Annotated in this window: 12 protein-coding genes; 5 read left to right on the top strand and 7 right to left on the bottom strand. The window is 30.6% G+C overall.

Going from position 1 to position 17,892, the window contains the following annotated elements; all coding sequences use genetic code 11:
• Positions 1-11 precede the first annotated feature (11 nt).
• Positions 12-1,448, top strand: coding sequence for an OmpP1/FadL family transporter (locus ASC36_RS00960; RefSeq protein WP_082435366.1), 1,437 nt, complete (start codon positions 12-14; stop codon positions 1,446-1,448).
• Positions 1,449-1,495: 47 nt separating this feature from the next.
• Here the strand turns inward: ASC36_RS00960 and mscL are convergent, their stop codons facing one another.
• Both mscL and ASC36_RS00950 read right to left on the bottom strand, forming a co-directional pair.
• Positions 1,496-1,888, bottom strand: a complete 393-nt coding sequence (gene mscL / locus ASC36_RS00955) for a large-conductance mechanosensitive channel protein MscL (protein ID WP_055424606.1) — start codon at positions 1,886-1,888, stop codon at positions 1,496-1,498.
• A gap of 61 nt (positions 1,889-1,949) precedes the next feature.
• Positions 1,950-4,055: a type IA DNA topoisomerase gene (locus ASC36_RS00950; protein ID WP_055424605.1), complete on the bottom strand. Its 2,106-nt coding sequence runs from the start codon at positions 4,053-4,055 to the stop codon at positions 1,950-1,952.
• Between the two features lie 279 nt (positions 4,056-4,334).
• On the opposite strand from ASC36_RS00950, the gene ASC36_RS00945 reads away from it, so the two are divergent.
• The 4 genes from ASC36_RS00945 (at position 4,335) to ASC36_RS00930 (ending at position 8,424) form a co-directional block, all read left to right on the top strand.
• A complete protein-coding gene (locus ASC36_RS00945) occupies positions 4,335-5,303 on the top strand; it encodes an ABC transporter ATP-binding protein (protein ID WP_055424604.1) in 969 nt (322 codons plus the stop codon).
• Positions 5,304-5,582: 279 nt separating this feature from the next.
• Positions 5,583-6,236, top strand: a complete 654-nt coding sequence (locus tag ASC36_RS00940; RefSeq protein ID WP_055424603.1) for a uroporphyrinogen-III synthase — start codon at positions 5,583-5,585, stop codon at positions 6,234-6,236.
• The gene (hemE, locus tag ASC36_RS00935) at positions 6,229-7,254 is read left to right on the top strand and encodes a uroporphyrinogen decarboxylase (protein ID WP_055424602.1); all 1,026 of its coding nucleotides are present in this window, start codon (positions 6,229-6,231) and stop codon (positions 7,252-7,254) included. The genes ASC36_RS00940 and hemE overlap by 8 nt, the downstream gene beginning before the upstream one ends.
• 294 nt (positions 7,255-7,548) lie before the next feature.
• Positions 7,549-8,424 (top strand): hypothetical protein, encoded by an 876-nt coding sequence (locus ASC36_RS00930; protein ID WP_055424601.1) that lies wholly within the window; start codon positions 7,549-7,551, stop codon positions 8,422-8,424.
• A 186-nt stretch (positions 8,425-8,610) separates the two neighbouring features.
• Here the strand turns inward: ASC36_RS00930 and ASC36_RS00925 are convergent, their stop codons facing one another.
• The 5 genes from ASC36_RS00925 to ASC36_RS00905 form a co-directional block, all read right to left on the bottom strand.
• On the bottom strand, positions 8,611-9,387 hold the full coding sequence (locus tag ASC36_RS00925) for a type III pantothenate kinase (protein WP_055424600.1): 777 nt from the start codon (positions 9,385-9,387) through the stop codon (positions 8,611-8,613).
• Positions 9,388-9,396: 9 nt separating this feature from the next.
• The gene (locus ASC36_RS00920; protein WP_055424599.1) at positions 9,397-11,241 is read right to left on the bottom strand and encodes a M1 family metallopeptidase; all 1,845 of its coding nucleotides are present in this window, start codon (positions 11,239-11,241) and stop codon (positions 9,397-9,399) included.
• Between the two features lie 820 nt (positions 11,242-12,061).
• On the bottom strand, positions 12,062-14,491 hold the full coding sequence (locus ASC36_RS00915; protein ID WP_055424598.1) for a TonB-dependent receptor domain-containing protein: 2,430 nt from the start codon (positions 14,489-14,491) through the stop codon (positions 12,062-12,064).
• A gap of 85 nt (positions 14,492-14,576) precedes the next feature.
• On the bottom strand, positions 14,577-15,254 hold the full coding sequence (locus ASC36_RS00910) for a LysE family translocator (protein ID WP_055424597.1): 678 nt from the start codon (positions 15,252-15,254) through the stop codon (positions 14,577-14,579).
• Positions 15,255-15,477: 223 nt separating this feature from the next.
• Positions 15,478-17,874: a transglycosylase domain-containing protein gene (locus tag ASC36_RS00905; RefSeq protein ID WP_055424596.1), complete on the bottom strand. Its 2,397-nt coding sequence runs from the start codon at positions 17,872-17,874 to the stop codon at positions 15,478-15,480.
• Positions 17,875-17,892 lie beyond the last annotated feature (18 nt).

Genomic DNA, 17,892 nt, shown 5'->3' with positions numbered 1-17,892 from the left:
AAACTTAAATTATGAACAAGAAATTGTTATACGGATTTATCCTTTCATCAATAGTTTTGATAGGTAAATCTCAAACAAGCAGATTTTATCCCAATGATGTATTCGATGCTTTTAATATATTTGGTGATAATTCTAATAATACATCAGGTACAGCTCGATATATTGGAATGGGTGGATCTATGGGAGCTTTAGGGGGTGATTTAAGTGCCGTAGAGACAAATCCAGCCGGTTTGGGTATTTTTAGAAACTCCGTAGCAAATATTTCTATGAGTGTTTTGTCAAATAAAAATAAAGCTACTATGGGTAATGGGGTAAATTCCAATACCGATACCAACTTTAATATACCCGGAGCAGGTGTAGCATTAGCCTTAGGTGATGAATCGGATATGTTTAAAGTAAATGTTGGAGTAAATTTTTCTTATCAAAGAGTCGATAATGACGTAAACTTCTCTAGAAATACCCAATTAAATTATTTATACCCTAATAAAGATAAAGTAGATCAAATGTATGAAATGGTCAATTATGATCAATATACCAATGGATATAAATCAAAAATGAAATTTAGTCTTGCCACAAATTACATGGACAGATTATATTTCGGTATTGGTTTAGATTGGCATTATTTGAATATTGATCGAAATTCTGAGTATGGTCATAGAAACACAATGGATGGGGAATATATGAGATTTAACGAGCAATTAACACCTTATAGTCAAGAAGCCAACGGTTTTGGATTAAATGTTGGGGTAATTGGTAAAATTACACCTGAAATTCGTTTAGGGGCAGCATATCATTCACCTATTTGGTGGTCAGATATGGAAGATTACAGATGGATATATGGTTATAATGATAAAGGACAATTTGTAAAAGATTATGTATATTACGACCATTATAAAAATGTATCTCCCGGAAAATTAGTACTGAGTGGGGCATTTGCATCCAATATTATGGATGACGACAATTCATTGGCATTTAATTTCGATTTCATTAATTACTTCAATAAAGATATGGAATTTAAAGGTGATGTTGACTATAGGTTAAATAATAACTTTGTAAATGACTATGTAAGAAATTCTCAAGAGTATCGCGCAGGTATTGAATATAGATTTAAAGAGCTTAAATTAAGGGCAGGATATGCCTATGCCTCTTCTCCTGTAAAAAATAACTCTATAGCAGGAATATGGGATACAGATGCTAATCCTGTATATGTTAAAAATTACTTAGTCGGAGAAAAAAATAAGTTATCATTTGGAGCTGGATATGATATAGGACAATTTTTTGTAGATTTAGGATATCAATATATGAAGACTGATTATCGCACCACTTTATCAGGAGACTTTTATACTATGGATGGCTCAAATCTTACGATCAGCTTAGATAAGCCTTACTTTGGAAAAGTTAATAACATACAGAATAATTTTATATTAACCTTGGGTATGAGGTTTTAAAAAATATTTACATAAAAAAAATCCTAACTTCTGTTAGGATTTTTTATTTATTTATTTTTAAGTAAATCTCTGATTTCGGTTAATAGCTCTTCTTGAGAAGGTGGTTTAGGGGTACTATCTTGTTCTTTTTCATCTTTATCTTTCTTATTAAGTTTATTGATAATTTTGATCATCATAAATAAACAAAAAGCTATAATTAAAAATGAAATACAAGTGGATAAAAAGTTTCCATATTTAATAGCTGTTCCGGGAATTGTCAATTTAGCCAAATCAGTTAAATCTGCCATTTTAAGTGCAGGATTGAGAACAAGAGGGGTAATAATATCTTCCACTAAAGATGTGATAATTTGATTAAATGCACCACCGATAATCACACCGACTGCCATGTCAACGACATTTCCTCTCAGGGCAAATTCCTTAAATTCTTTTATTAAACTCATAAATAATAATTTTAATTACGATTGCAAAAATAAATTAAATTTCAAAATAACATTATAAATGCTAACTAGGTGAATTTTCAAATACTATTCCGAAATTTTCATTAAATAATAAACTACCCTCCCTTTTCTCATTAGATTCCGGAAATATAAAACCTTTTATTTTGGATGTTTTACCTTTACCTATTATATCGGATATTTGTTTGAAGGTTAATTTTTTACCATAAACTTCGAAAGGAATAGTGAAGTTGCAATTTTTAAAATCTGAACAACCATAAGCAGATTTTCCTTTTAATAACTTATGAGTTTTGCATTTAGGACAGAATAGATCTTCCACAGACCGTAAACTTTGGCTTTGCTTTTTAGAGTTATCGCTTATTTCCATATTTTTTTTCTCCTGGATAGAGATTCGCCTGTATTGACTATTTTTTACTTCTTGGATAAGACCTGTTACCATTTCAATAAGCTCTTTTTTAAAAAGCTCATAAGAATATTCTCCTTTTTCAATAAGTCTGAGCTTTTTTTCCCACAGGCCTGTAAGCTCAACACTTTTCAAAATTTCACTTGGTATAATATCTATTAAATCTATTCCGGTTGAAGTGGCGTAAATATGTTTTCTTTTTTTCTCAATGTACTTTCGATGAAGTAAAGTTTCAATAATATTTGCTCGAGTAGAGGGACGTCCAATTCCATTATCTTTTAATAATTCTCTCATTTCTTCATCTTCCACATGTTTACCGGCTGTTTCCATGCTTCTTAGTAGTGTGGCTTCGGTAAAATATTTAGGAGGGGTAGTTTTTCCTTGATGTATGAATGGATCATGAGGGCCAACTTCTCCAGATTCAAAAATTGGAATTAAATTTTCCTCTTTTTCATTTTTTTTATCTTGTTCATATATTGTTTTCCATCCTGGTTCCAAAATTTGTTTACCACTTGCTTTAAAGATAATTTCACCAACTTTCGAAGTTACGAATGTATTGGAAATTTTACATTCAGGATAAAATACGGCGATAAATCTTCGGGCTACTAAATCATAAATCTTTTTTTCATCGGACGAAAGACTTTCCGGAAGTATATCGGTGGGTATAATAGCATGATGGTCTGTGACTTTAGAATCGTCAAAAACTGCTTTTGATTTGGGAATTGGATTTTCTAAAAGGGGAGAGATAAGATTTTCATAATATTTCATACTGGAAAGAATTCCATATATTTTTGGATACAGATCTTCAGAAAGATAGGTAGTATCTACCCTTGGATAGGTAACGTATTTCTTTTCATACAGGTGTTGAATATATTTTAAAGTATTATCAGCGGAATAGCCGTATTTCTTATTTGCCTCTACCTGTAAAGATGTTAGATCGAATAAGCGGGGATTCTTTTCTTTTCCTTCTTTCTTTTCAAAAGATATAATTTCAAAAGAATAGTTCTGTAAATATTCTAGCCCTTTTTTAGCTCTTTCCTCGCTTTTCAAACGGTCCATATCTGCAGTAAATTCTACATTTTTGTAAATGGTTTTTAATTCCCAATATTCTTCCGTTACAAAAGAATCAATTTCTTTCTGACGTTGTACAATCATTGCTAACGTAGGCGTTTGAACTCTACCAATTGATAATAAAGTTTTATTTGTGGCAAATTTTTTTGTAAAAAGTCGGGTAGCATTTATTCCCAAAAGCCAATCACCTATGGCACGAGCACTTCCCGCAACATATAGATTTTCATAGTGTGAAGAATCTTTGAGATTTTCAAAACCTTCTTTTATCGATTCTTCGGTCAGGGATGATATCCATAATCGTTTTACAGGAACTTTACATTTCGCTTTAAGCAATACCCACCGTTGAATCAGTTCTCCTTCCTGACCGGCATCCCCGCAATTGATAACCTCTTCACATTCAGCAATCAAACTTTCTATCACTTTAAATTGTTTTTCCACTCCTTTGTTAGAAATAAGTTTAATTCCAAAATTGGCAGGGATGATAGGAAGGTCTTCCAAATACCAGTATTTCCAGTTTGGGTTATAATCATGAGGTTCTTTCAAGGTAAACAAATGGCCAAAAGTCCAGGTAACCTGATATCCATTACCTTGGTAGTATCCGTCTTTTCTTTCTTGAGCACCTACTATTTGAGCAATATCTTTGGCGACGCTTGGTTTTTCAGCTATACATACAATCATTAATTATGGAAATTTTTACCTGCAAAATTGCAATTTTAGTATATAATATGTAATAAATATTTTAAAAATAGTCTGTTTAAAATTTGAAAAAATTATACATAAAATTTTGCCTAAATCATAGTAGAATCCACTTTAAATTTACATTAAAAAAATAAATAAGAGTTTTAAAGATTTTTTTAGTATTAATATTTTAAATTTGTGTAATTATGCTTAACCTATTATAATAAGTAAGTTTTAAAATCATTTGAGCATACTTAAGAATTTTACAAACAAATCTATATGTTAGAAGTTAAAAATCTATTTTTTTCATATACAACAGATAAAAAAATAATTGAGTCTTTGTCTTTTACCTTAAAGCAAGGGAATATGTTAGCTTTAGTAGGCGAAAGTGGAAGTGGTAAAAGCACCATTTTAAAGTTAGTTTACGGTTTATTAGAATGGGAGAGTGGAGAAGTTTTTTATAAAGGAAGAAAATTAGAGGGATTTAAAGGAAATTTAGTTCCGGGTGAGCCCGAATTTAAGTATTTGGAGCAAGATTTTGGACTTATGCCTTATGCTACAGTTGGAGAAAATGTAGGAAAATTTCTCTCCAATATTGATTTAACAGAAAAGCTAAACCGAATTATGTTCTTGCTTGATTTAGTAGGTATGGCGAATTATATTGATAAAAAACCTATATCATTAAGCGGAGGACAAAAACAAAGAGTAGCGTTGGCTAAAGCTTTAGCTCAAACTCCTTCTGTGTTATTGTTGGATGAACCCTTTTCTCAAGTCGATACCTTTAAGAAAAATATCCTAAAAAGAGCGGTTCTAGATTTTGCCAAAGAAAATAATATTTCCATTATTTTAGCAACTCATGAAATAGAAGATGCTCTAGCTTATGCAGATGAAATGATGATTGTAAAAGAAGGGAAAATTATACGACGCGGTAATCCTTATCAAATATATCGAGATCCTCAAAATACATATGTTGCAAATTTATTTGGTGAAAATACCATTTTAACAAGACGAGATTTTCCGGAAATATTTGAAGATATAGAAACAGATAAAATTTTAGTCTATCCCCACCAATTTATAATATCTCAAACGGGAATACCCGTTAAAGTTATAAGAAGCTATTTTCTGGGTAGTCATTATCTGGTGGAAAGTATTTCTCAATTTAAAAGGTTTTGGTTCGTTAGTGATGAATCGTTTTCAATAGGAAAAGAATGTTTCCTACAACTTTATGAATATCAGAAACTTTCTTAGGCTGAATTTTTTTTAATATAATTTCTAATAGTTTTAATCATTTACCCTAAAAAAACTAATATTTTTATCCAAAGTAATCACAAGCCTCATTCAGCTTAAATTTCAATTTCAGTCATATATAGCAAGAAAAGTGATTCTTGAGCATTTATGTTTTTTAAACTTATTAATAAGGATAAAAAAATATAAAATGTAACAATTTTGCTAAAAAAACAATGATATTTTTGCTATTGATTTTTTATGTGCATTTAATAGCAGTATATTTGTATAAATCAAATTAATATGAAAAGAATATTATTTACTTCTTCTTTTTCAATTCCGGATGATTATGATCAGGAATATGAAATTGATTATATTCCTTTTATATATGTAGAGATATATCCTTATTATGAAATCATTAAATATATTCCTCTCGATGTAGATTCGTTTATTGTAACCAGTAAAAATTCTGCAAAAGCGATAAAGGATATAAAGTTGGAAGGAAAATTTTTTGTGGTAGGGAAAAGTACTGCAAAAGAATTATACGGACAGAATAGGGAGATTACATTTATATCGAATTATGCTGAGGATTTGTTGGAGAGAATGCTTGAAACTGATATAAAAAAATATGTATTCTTTAAAGGAAACTTGTCACTTACTATTTTACCGGATACTTTACGAAAGAATGGAGTGGAAGTTATCGGAATTGAAAGTTATAAAACAATTTTGACTCCCCATAAAATAGATAAAATATATGATGCTATTGTTTTTACAAGTCCCTCTGCAGTAAGATCTTTTAGTTCCATGAATGAGATTCCAAAGGAAACCATTATATTTACAAGCGGTAAAACAACAGCAGCAACTGTTAGAACATTGGGAGAATACAAAATATATTATCCGGAAGATTCCACTAAGGAATCCATACTTGAACTAATAAAAAAGATAATAAATGATTAAAAATACTTTATTTCTAGATGCTTTAAAAGGTAAACATGTTGAACGTCCACCGGTATGGATGATGCGCCAGGCAGGAAGATTTTTACCTGAATTTAGAGCATTGCGAGATAAGTATGATTTTTTTACCCGTTGTCAAAATCCGGAATTGGCAGCAGAAATTACTCTAATGCCGGTAAAAAGATTTCCTATTGATTCGGCTATTTTATTTTCAGATATTTTAGTTGTTCCCCAAGCTATGGGATTAAATTTTGAAATGAAGGAATCCATAGGACCTTATTTGCAAAATCCTATAACTTCTCAATCAGATATTGATAAATTGATAACCCCCCCGATAGAAGAAAGTTTAGGGTATGTATTAGAAGCCATTACTATTACTAAAAAGTCATTGAATGATGAAATTCCCTTGATTGGCTTTTCCGGAGCTCCATGGACGATTTTATGTTATGCAATAGAAGGAAAAGGCTCTAAAACTTTTGATAAAGCAAAATCTTTTTGCTTTAAAACCCCGGAAAAGGCTCATTTATTACTGCAAAAGATTACCGATTATACTATTCAATATTTGTTAAAAAAGGTAGAGTATGGAGTAGATGCCATACAAATTTTTGATAGTTGGGGAGGTTTGCTATCACCTAAAGACTATGAAAAATTCTCATGGAAATATATAGATCAGATTGTTGAATCATTAGCACCCAAAGTTCCGGTGATAGTTTTTGGAAAAGGGTGTTGGTATGCATTGCAAATGATGTCCCGCTCAAAAGCTTCTGCTATAGGTGTAGATTGGACAATCACTCCGCAACAAGCTAGAGAGTTTACAGGAGACATCATTACACTGCAAGGAAATTTTGATCCGGCTAAGTTGTTATCTACTCCTGAAATAATTTATTCTGAAGCTCAACAAATGATTCGCGATTTTGGTGTTCAACGATATATAGCCAATTTAGGCCACGGAATTTTACCGAACGTTCCATTGCAAAATGCTGAAGCTTTTATTAAAGCAATAGTGGAATTTAAAGAATAGAAATCAGCTGAAATTCTTATGTTATCTAAATATTGTTTTTAACTATATTTATTGTTCAGGAATAGATAAATCAAACATCAAATAAAAAATAATTATTTGGATTACAAATTATAGTAATAATTTTTTATTTATACTTCATATTATTTATTTAATTGGTCGTAAATAATTTATACATAGTAATTAAGGGTACAATATTTGTAACTTATTTTATAACCCCCTACATCTAAATTATCTGTCTGGAAAGTTTTAAGACTTTCTACTTTTATCTACAATAGCATATTTAAATTTAACATTATGAAGAGAATGGTATCAATTTTTGTTTTTGTTATACATGCAGTTATCCTTTTTGGACAAGTAGGTATAGGAACAGAAAATCCGGATAGTTCATCAATTTTAGAAATAAAATCAAGTAATAAAGGTTTTTTACCTCCTCGAGTAAATATTAAGTCTATTATTGATACCGTTACAATTAAAAATCCGGCAACCGGTTTGATCATTTATGAACCTGATGGATTTACAGAAATGATAAATAATAAAGCTTATACTAGAGAGGCAGGAGTATATATGTTTAATGGGCATGAATGGCAACGTCTTTATGCCAGTAATACCAGTAATAGTATTGATAGTATTTCACCTTCTGATGGAAAAAACTTAGTTGGGGTAAAAATAAGAGTTAATCAGTCGGGTTATATTCCTCTTTCAGGATTTCAATCTTATGGATTATTACTTCAAAATAATTTAGTCACAGTAAATCCCCAGTATGCAAACGGTATTTGGCCTCCTCAATCAAGTTCGCCATCGGATATACTTAGTCCTGGAAACGGTGATTCAGGAAATCTACTTTTAGAAAATAAAGTATCACAACAAGCTAACTTTTTTCGAATTAATTTTGAATATGTAATTTTGAACAGACAACCGATTTCAAACGGTATTTTTTATGTTTCCATTGTTTCTAATGCTACGCAAGAAACTATTTATTCAGATGCAGTTATTGTTCCCTCCGGAACCAATGTCGGAAGTAATGTAAAATTTCAAATAGCTTTTCCTACACTTTCTGACAGTGAATCAATAAATCAGGGATATAAGATTATGTTTCGTGCCGATACGGCTTTGCCCGTAATGGCCGGTAACGTTGGGGTAAAAATTATCGATATTGTAAGGATAAATTAATCAAAAATAGATACAGGATAAAATATAAAGTCCTTTTTTCAAATTTTATCTTCGATGATGTTTTAAGTATGATATCAATTTTTTTACGCTAACGTTTGGCGTATGCTTTGAACTACGGTAGTATAACTGTGGTTATGATAGCAAAAAAACGTTTTTGTTTATTTATTAATGTATAACAATTAAATATTATTTAGAATTCTGATTTTCAAATGTTTGTTTTAAGTATAGTTCCCGTAAGCCTTTTATGGTGTGAAAACGATCATATATATGAATTTTAGTTGTTAGTGGTGCGAATAGATGACCGAGCCCACCGGTTGCTATTACAAAAGTGTCTTCTCCAAGTTCTTTGTTTATACGGTCAATTAAGCCTTCCACCATACTTAAAAAGCCAAATACCATTCCGCTTTGCATAGACTCTTCCGTTGTTTTTCCAAGAACACTTTTAGGGGTCCTCATTTCAATATCAGAAAGCTGAGCGGTCGCTCCTATTAAAGAATTTAAAGAAGTGATGACACCTGCAGCAATAATAACGCCTTTAATATCTCCGTTTTTATCAACACAGGTTAAAGTTAGAGCAGTCCCAAAATCAACAATGATTTTAGTGCCTTTATATTTTTTATAAGCATAGTATGCATTAGCATATAGATCGGTACCCATTTGCGGAGTACTTGAAGTTAATTCAGTAGGGGTATTTCTGTTAACTTGAACTGTTTTTATATTATGTAAACGGGTTAACGATTTTCTTACGGGATATGTAAGATGTGGTACTACGGAACCTACTGCTATTTTTGTAATATCGTTAGGATTAATTCCATAGTTTTGATAAGTCATTTTAAATTGAGAAAATAGCTCATCTTCACTTTTATAGGGTTTGGTATTCATTACCCAGGAATTAATACACTCTTCACCCTGAAATATTCCAAAACGAATATTACTATTTCCAATGTTCACGACTAAAAGCATACTTGTATATTATTTAGGATAAATATTGTTTTCTCTGTTGATGTCTGCCATGCGATAGGTAGCATCAATTTCAATAGTTTTAATGTTTTCAGGAGATACATTAAGACTAAATTCATATTCCTTTTGCGTCCATTTCCAGTAAGGTAAATTTATTTGATTAAGATCAGATTCTTGTTTCTTGTAATTATGCATCATATTTAAAGGAATATTATATATTTGTTTGGATCCATCCGTATATGTTACATAAACATCTATTGGCATTGGGAAATTACCAAGATTTTCAAGTGTTACCTTTGTGTTTTCTCCTTTTTTTTCTACACTTTTAATAGCATAATCAATGGATCTTGTGGTATAAGTCATATAATTCCAATACCATTTTAAATCCATTCCGGATATTTTTTGAGCAATGTGTATAAAATCTCTGTCGGTAGGATGTTTAAATTTCCATGTATCAAAATAATTTTTCATTATTTTAGAAAAAGTTTGTTTACCTACTATATATTCCAATTGCAATAAAAATAACTCTCCTTTTATATATGCAGCAGTACTATAGCCTTTATTGGTTTTAAAATGATCGGAAAATATTCCCATCACTTCCTCTTGTCCGGATTTGTTGAAAACAGTATATAGTTCAACACTGTTAATGTGTGGGTTAGGATAATTTTTTGCACTTTCAGGAAGTATTTTTGCCATCATCCTATGTTCTGCATAAGATGTAAATCCCTCATCCAACCAAGCTCTCATACTTTCATTACTGGCAAGTATATGCTGAAACCAGGAATGAGAAGCTTCATGGAACATCAACCCTATAAGTGATTCAAGAGATTTTGCATTGCCTAATATCATGCTGCACATTCCATATTCCATGCCACCATCTCCGCTTTGAATAAAAGAATAAGTGGGATATGGGTATGCTCCGAAGTTTTCCTTCATAAGAGCAAAGTATTTTTTGATATAAGGCTTAGCTTGATGCCAGTATTTTGTTTGCCCGTTATTTTGATAAATTAGATACACTAAAGGACCGTTTGATATAGATATTGAATCAACCGAATAATCAGGATCGGCGGCCCATGCAAAATCATGAATATTTTCAGCTTTAAAAATCCATTGAGTCTTATTTTTTTTTACCATCGGTTTAGCATCTGTAAGATACCCTTTGACATCTTTTGGGTTTTGGAGGACCCCACTAGCTCCTATTATATAGTTTTGATCAATAGCTATCGTTACATGATAATTTCCAAAAACGCCTTGAAATTCTCTTGATATATAATCAAAGGTATGCCAACCTTCATAGTCGTATTCAACTACTTTCGGATACCATTGAGTCATGGTCAGGTCAACTCCTTCTACATTGTTTCTACCTGCCCTCCTTATGATTGTTGGAATTTGAGACGTCCATTCCATTTCAAATTGAGTGGTTGTATAGGGTAGTATAGGTTTTGCCGGTTGTACTTTTAAAATAGTCTCTTCTACTGTGTACTTCACTGGAATACCCTCTTGCTTTAAAGATTTTATTTTTTGATATCCTATTTCATTATTTTTCAATAGTGAAATTCGTGAAGTTCCTTCAGGTGTAATCATTCTTTTATCAGCAGTTTTACTTAACTCTTGTAATTTCTGATCCATCATTGAGTTAGGTTGAAATGCATTCCAATACAGATGGAAATAAAAAACAGAAAGAGTATCCGGAGAATTATTAGTATAGGTAATTTTTTGATGCCCCGTATATTGATAATTTTTAACATCAACATCAATATTCATTTTATAATCTGCCTGTTGTTGATAGTATTTATTTATTTGTGAATTAGATAATATTCCTAAAGTTAGGAAGTAAATAAAAAATATTTTTTTCATTAAAATAAATTTAACGCAAGTTAAAGATTAATTTCATTATTGGTAATAATAAATACTATTGAATTGTTTTTCAAATAAATATAAATTAAATTTATGCATAGATATTTGAAATTTTATTGTAGATGTATTTTTTAATAATCAGAGAATATTTAATTCAGAAAGTAAATACTTTCATAAAATACAGCTAATATTTCTTGATCTTACCACCAATGATAATCAATGAATATAAAAGCCGCATTTTTTGGTGCTTTGAAATATTTAATTGTTTGGTTATTAAATTCTAAATCTAGTGTTGGAAATAATATCATTTCGGAAATTACATTTCTTATAACAGGAAAGGGGGAAAATAGAATTCAACTTTTTCATTGGTAGGATTAATAATTTCTTTTATTTTAATTCGGAAAACTTTTTTATATTTTTGAGTATAACCGGTTAATGCCTTTCTTCTTGTATTTATTTTTTATATTTTAACACAGCTTGTTACTTTTATTTATTCATGGTAAATGGTTATATGATTATTTTATATTGTAAAAATATGTGTTTATTCGATATCAATTATTAGTTTATAGTAAAGGGGAATCCAACTAATACAGTAATTTCGGTTTTATACTTAAATTAAAAACTATTAAATGTAGATCCACCTATAGTTAAAATTGGGATGAGTTTTAATATATAACGGGGATAAACTTAACGAATTGATGATTGAGTGTATGGATAGATTTTAATTCATTTTAATTATATTAAATAAATTTATTGACTTGTTAATAATGATTTATGAGAAAATTAAAATAATAGTTTATAATAAATTATTAATACATATTTATAAATCCATAAATTCAGAATCAGAATTATTATTTAGGGATCGATTCTTTTTTTCATTTCTTTTTTCCTTGTTTAACCTGTATGTAAATGATAAGGTAAATTGTCTTGGTCTCCATTGCATTTCTGAATATCTGTAGAAATTGTCTCCGTACGTATTGGTTTTTCTTTTTTTAGAATTGAAAATATCCTGTACGTTAAAGAGAAAAGTACCTTGACCTTTTAATATATCTTTACTGAGGCCTAAATCCATTCCGTACATTTCTTTACGTTTATTTTGCCCACTTTTAAAAGGAGCCATATAATTTCCTTGTAATTGAAAATTGAAGTTTTCAGGGAGTTTTAATGTCATATTCATACGAGTTCTCCATGTAAATCCTTTCTTATCTAAATTCTCAGTGATCAAAGTTGTATTCTCAGTTAATGAATTTATTTTTTCATACCTATAATTTCCATAGCTCTCGTATTGGAAAAGATTTACATTTCCAAAAATTCTCCACCATTTGTATGGGTTTACGGAATAAGACAATTCTCCCCCATAGCGATTTTCATGGCCTAAGTTGGTAGGTATTGTATTTAAATTCCCTAACGGATCTGAGGTAGTTACAAATTGTAATGGGTCTTGGGTTCGCTGATAATATAAGGAAGGAGTTATGTCCCAATTACTGTGTTGAAGGTTGTAACCAATTTCGAAAGAATTGGTATAAGAAGGGTCTAAATCAGGATTTCCTTGACGAGTATTTCTGTCATCAGAAATGTTTTTATACGGGATAAGCATTCTGCTGTCTGGTCGAAAAATCCTTCTGCTGTAACTGATTTGCAATTGGCTTTTTTCTGTTATATCATAAGTAAGGTGAAGAGTAGGGAAAAAATCCGTATAATTTTTAGTAGTGGTTGAATTAGCTTGACGAGAAACAACTTTGATAATTGACGTTTCTTCTCTTAATCCGGCTAAAAATGAAAATCCCCTCCATTTATTTCCATATTGCAAATAAGAAGACAAAATGTTTTCTTGATATACTGTATTGTCTGTTTGGTTCGGGTTCATTATCCATGAATTATTTTTAAATTCATTTAGAGAAAAATCTGATTTAATTTTAGAATAATCTGCTCTCATTCCGGCTTCTAATTGAGAACCTTCTTCAAAAGGCAGTACATAATCAGACTTCAACATTATTTTAGTTTGCGTATTGTCGTTGGTATTTAAACCAGGAATTCGGTCAAAAATTTTAGAATCTGAGTCTTTAAGATTATAGGAGTAGAATCCGTCAACCGTTAGTACATTCCCTTTTTTTAGAAAATTATGCGTAAAATTTAGGTTTCCGTCGATTCCGTAATTATTTTTGTTTTCTCGTTCTTTTCTTTCTGTAAGGCTTTGAATAAGCGAAGGATATACGGTAGTATTATAGTGAGTGGTACTTAAATTGTTGCTGGTATTATAATTATAACCTATAGATGTAGATAATGAGTTTTGTTCATCAAAAGTAAAGTTAAATCCCGTACTTGCATTTATGGAAGTTCTTTCTCTATTCCTTTTAGAATCTTGTAAGGAGTTTTCATCCATTATCTTGTTTATATCATAACCGATATAATTTTTTTTCTCTTTACCTTTATTTTTACCATATCTAAAACTTACATTAGTAAACCAATTCCATTTTTTTTTCCCATAACCCAGATTAATGGAAGTACCATACGATTGCGGTGATCCCCCAGATACCAGAATGCTTCCGGTTAACCCTTTTTTTCTATTTTTTTTGGTGATAATATTAATAATTCCTGCTGTTCCGGAAGATTCATACCGAGCAGAAGCATTGGTAACCACTTCGATTTTTTCAACCATATCGGCAGGTATGGATTTTAATGCTTCGGCAGTATCATTAATTCCCAGCATGGCAGAGGGTTTCCCGTCCAGCAAAATTTTAACATTTTCATTTCCTCTTAAACTGACTGTTCCGTCTACATCTACATTAACAGAGGGTACATTTTGCATTACATCCGAAAGAGTTCCGGATTTTGCGGTTATATCTTGAGTAACGTCGTATATTTTTTTATCTAACTCAACTTTATATAATGGTTTTTTCCCCTCTACGATAATTCCTTCCAGCTCTTTAGCAGCTTGTTCTATTTTTATATTTCCTAAAGAAGTAGATTGAAAAAGCAATTTTCGATAGATATACGAATCAAATCCGGCCTGATTTACTTCCAATTCATATTCCCCCGGTATTATTTTAATATTGAATTTACCTTTCTCGTCGGTTAATCCTCCAAATATTTGAGAGGTATCTTCTAAATTGGTGAAAGAAATACTACTGTAGGGAATTGGGCGATTATTATCTGTAGTTATAGTTCCGGTTATAACAATGTTTTGTGAAAACATAAATGTACCTAGTACTAAATAAAATATAGATAGTAAATTTTTACTTGAAGACATTTAAAAAGTTTATTTTCAGTATAGACAAGACCAAAACTGAAAGGTTACACGATAAAGTTAATAATATGAATTATTATTTTTAGTGTTATTTTCTGATTCGAAAATTATTATTTTCAATTAATTCGAAAGGATTTTCTGTTTTGGTTTTTATAAAGCTCTTGCCAAAAATAATAATGCCAAATATGATAAGGGTAATACCAACTATTTTTTTTATTTTATAGGCAAGTTTATCCGTAAGTTGATGCTTAAATTTAGAAGCCAAAAATATTTTTAATAAATCAACAGAAACCATAGTAATTAATAATATGGTTATATATAAATAAAAATCTGATGGTTTAGAATATTGTGCTGAGATCAATACAACAGTTGTTAACCAAAAAACTATGACTCCAATGTTAACCAAATTAAGTAAAAAACCATTCATGTAGGTTTTAAAATAGTTAGTTGTTGCAATATTGGCATCTGTCTTAATGTGTAAGTTGCCTTTAGAAAGGGTATTATACAGTCCATAAATAAATATTACGAAACCGGCAATCATATATACCGACGGATGAGTATCTATAAATTTTAATAATCCTTTACTTCCTGTATGTGACACATATATACAAAGTATATCTGCAGAAATTACACCGGCTTCGAGAGCTATTGAAGGTTTTATACCTTTAGTAAGACTGGTTTCAATCAGTAGAAAAAATACGGGACCTATTAATACGAGACTCAGAATTAGTCCAAGTAAAATTGCAGATGTTATGAGAGAAATCATTAAATTATTATAATAAACTGCAAGGTACGTAATTTTGTGTTAATATAGCGTGATTGATATTAGCTAGTAGAGATTATTTTAATCATATATTATTATATTAATTTATGATGAATCGTCTTATTTTATTCTATATGTTAAAAAATAGAAAAAATTATTCTTTATAATAATAAAATTTATTTAGTTGTTTTTAATATAAAATAAAGGGTTTTTTCCCCTTTATTATTTATTTATCAAAATTTATGGAATCTCTTTTTATAAGATTCTGATTTATGTTTTCCTGTTTATGAGAAATGTCGCCTTCATGGGGTGTATTATAGTATCCATCATCATCTGAAGAATAACCTCCATCATAGGTTCCATAAGATGCTAAATCGTCACAACTAAAATTATTTTTCATAGTTTCCGGCCTAACAAACTTGTCTTTTTGAGTTATTTCCAATTTAGGATCAGCATATATTTTTTGCATAAAATAAGCCCATATAGGTAAAGCCATACTAGCTCCTTGTCCTATAGAAGTAGATTCAAAATGCGCATATCTGTCTTCCCATCCAACCCATATGCCGGTTGCTAATTTTGGAGCAATACCTATAAACCATCCGTCAGCATTTTTATTGGTAGTTCCTGTTTTACCTGCTATTTCAGCATCTATCCCCATGTTCCTAATTCTTCGACCTGTACCTTGGTCAATAACTCCTTTCATTAATTCAATCATGGTATAAGAATATATTTCATTCATAACTTCTCTAACCTGAGGTTCATATTCTTTAATTACTTTATTATTGCTATCTTCAATACGCCAGATCATTTCCGGTTTTGTATAATTTCCAAAATTCGCAAAAGTACTATACGCTCCTACCATTTCATAAATAGTTAAGTCTGCAGAACCTAAAGCTATAGTATTATTTCTGGGAATGGGACTTTCAACCCCTAAATCTCTGGCCATTTTTATTACTGCATCATATCCGGTAGCATCAATGAGTCTTGCTGTAACAGCATTTTTGGAATACGCAAGTGCTGATTTTAAGGGCATGGTAGCACCATTACCTGAAACTGTCCATTTCCCTTTGGTATAGGTTGCGTTTGAAACCTGAGTACAAGGTGTATAATTAAGGTTTTTAATAGCAGTAGCGTATACGAAAGGTTTGAATGTGGAACCAACCTGTCTTCGAGCTTGTTTAACATGGTCGTATTGAAAATGTTTCCAATTTATACCCCCTACCCAGGCTTTTATATTTCCTGAATGAGGCTCCATTGCCATAAGACCGGATTGAATAATATACTTATGGTATCTAATGGAATCCCAAGGAGATAGTAGAGTATCCTTGTCGCCTTTCCAGGTGAAAATTTGTAAAGTAATTGGTTTTTTGAATTCCGTTAAAATTTCCTCATCCGACAACCCTTTATTTTTTAAATTTTTATACCTTCCGGTCCTTTTCATCGCATCTGTCATAAGCTTATTGTATAAAACATCAATCTTAGGGTCACCCGGATAGGTGTAAAATGGTGCATATTTCCTGTGTTTTTGTTCCAGGAAGAATGATTTTTGAAGATTTTTTAAATGTTTTTCAATGGATTCTTCAGCATACTTTTGCATTCTTGAATCTAAGGTTACATATATTTTTAATCCGTCTTTATAAAGATTATATTTTTTCCCAGTTTGGTTTTCATAATCGCTTAAGATGGCATTTACTTCTTTTTTTAAAGCATGTTTGAAATAAGCCGAATATCCTTCACCTATTTCTTTTACGGGTTTGTAGTTAAGCTCAATAGAGATATTTTTTATCGAATTGAATTCTGTTTCAGAAATATAACCCTGGTCTTTCATTAAACTTAAAACAACATTTCTTCTTCTTTTAGCATTTTCAGGATTAATTTTAGGATTATTTACCACCGGATTTTCTAACATTGCGACCAGAGTTGCGCTTTGCAATAAATCAAGATCTTTTACATTCTTATTAAAATATACTTTTGAAGCGGTTGCAATACCATTTGCATTATATAGAAAATCAAATTTATTCAAATAAAGAGTTATAATTTCATCTTTAGTATATAATTTTTCTAGCTGAACAGCAATTATAATTTCCTTTATTTTTTGAAAAGAACGTTGGAATTTATTTTGTGAAACCCCTTTGTAAGAAAAGTTACCCTCATCATCATCTTTTTGTGTAAAAAGAAGTTTAGCTAATTGCTGGGTAATAGTACTTCCTCCCCCCCTTTTTCCTCCATAAAAAACTGCTCTGAATAGGGCTTTTTTATCAACTCCTGAATGATAAGGGAAGCGTTCGTCCTCTTTAGACATTAAAGCATAGATAAGGTAGGGTGGTAAATCCTGATATTCTACCGGTATTCTTTTTTCTTTTTCAAACTTTTGAATTACAACACCATCTGCGGATATAATTTCAGAAGCAACAAATATATCCGGATTTTCCAAATCTCTAACGTTAGGCATTTCACCAAAAAAACCATAAATTGTTAATAGGAAAAGTAAAAAAAATGATGAAATCCCGGCAAAAAATATTCCCCAAAAGAATATAAGAAATTTTCTAATAAATTTTTTATAAGAATTGAACTTCTTTATTTTATTTATAGTACTAGTCTTATTTTTATTCGTTGATGCCATATTTAGTATTCTATGGTA

Source organism: Apibacter mensalis (assembly GCF_001418685.1).
Lineage (GTDB): Bacteria > Bacteroidota > Bacteroidia > Flavobacteriales > Weeksellaceae > Apibacter > Apibacter mensalis.
Note: the sequence above shows the minus strand (reverse complement) of the source record. Positions and strands in the feature narration are given on the sequence as shown.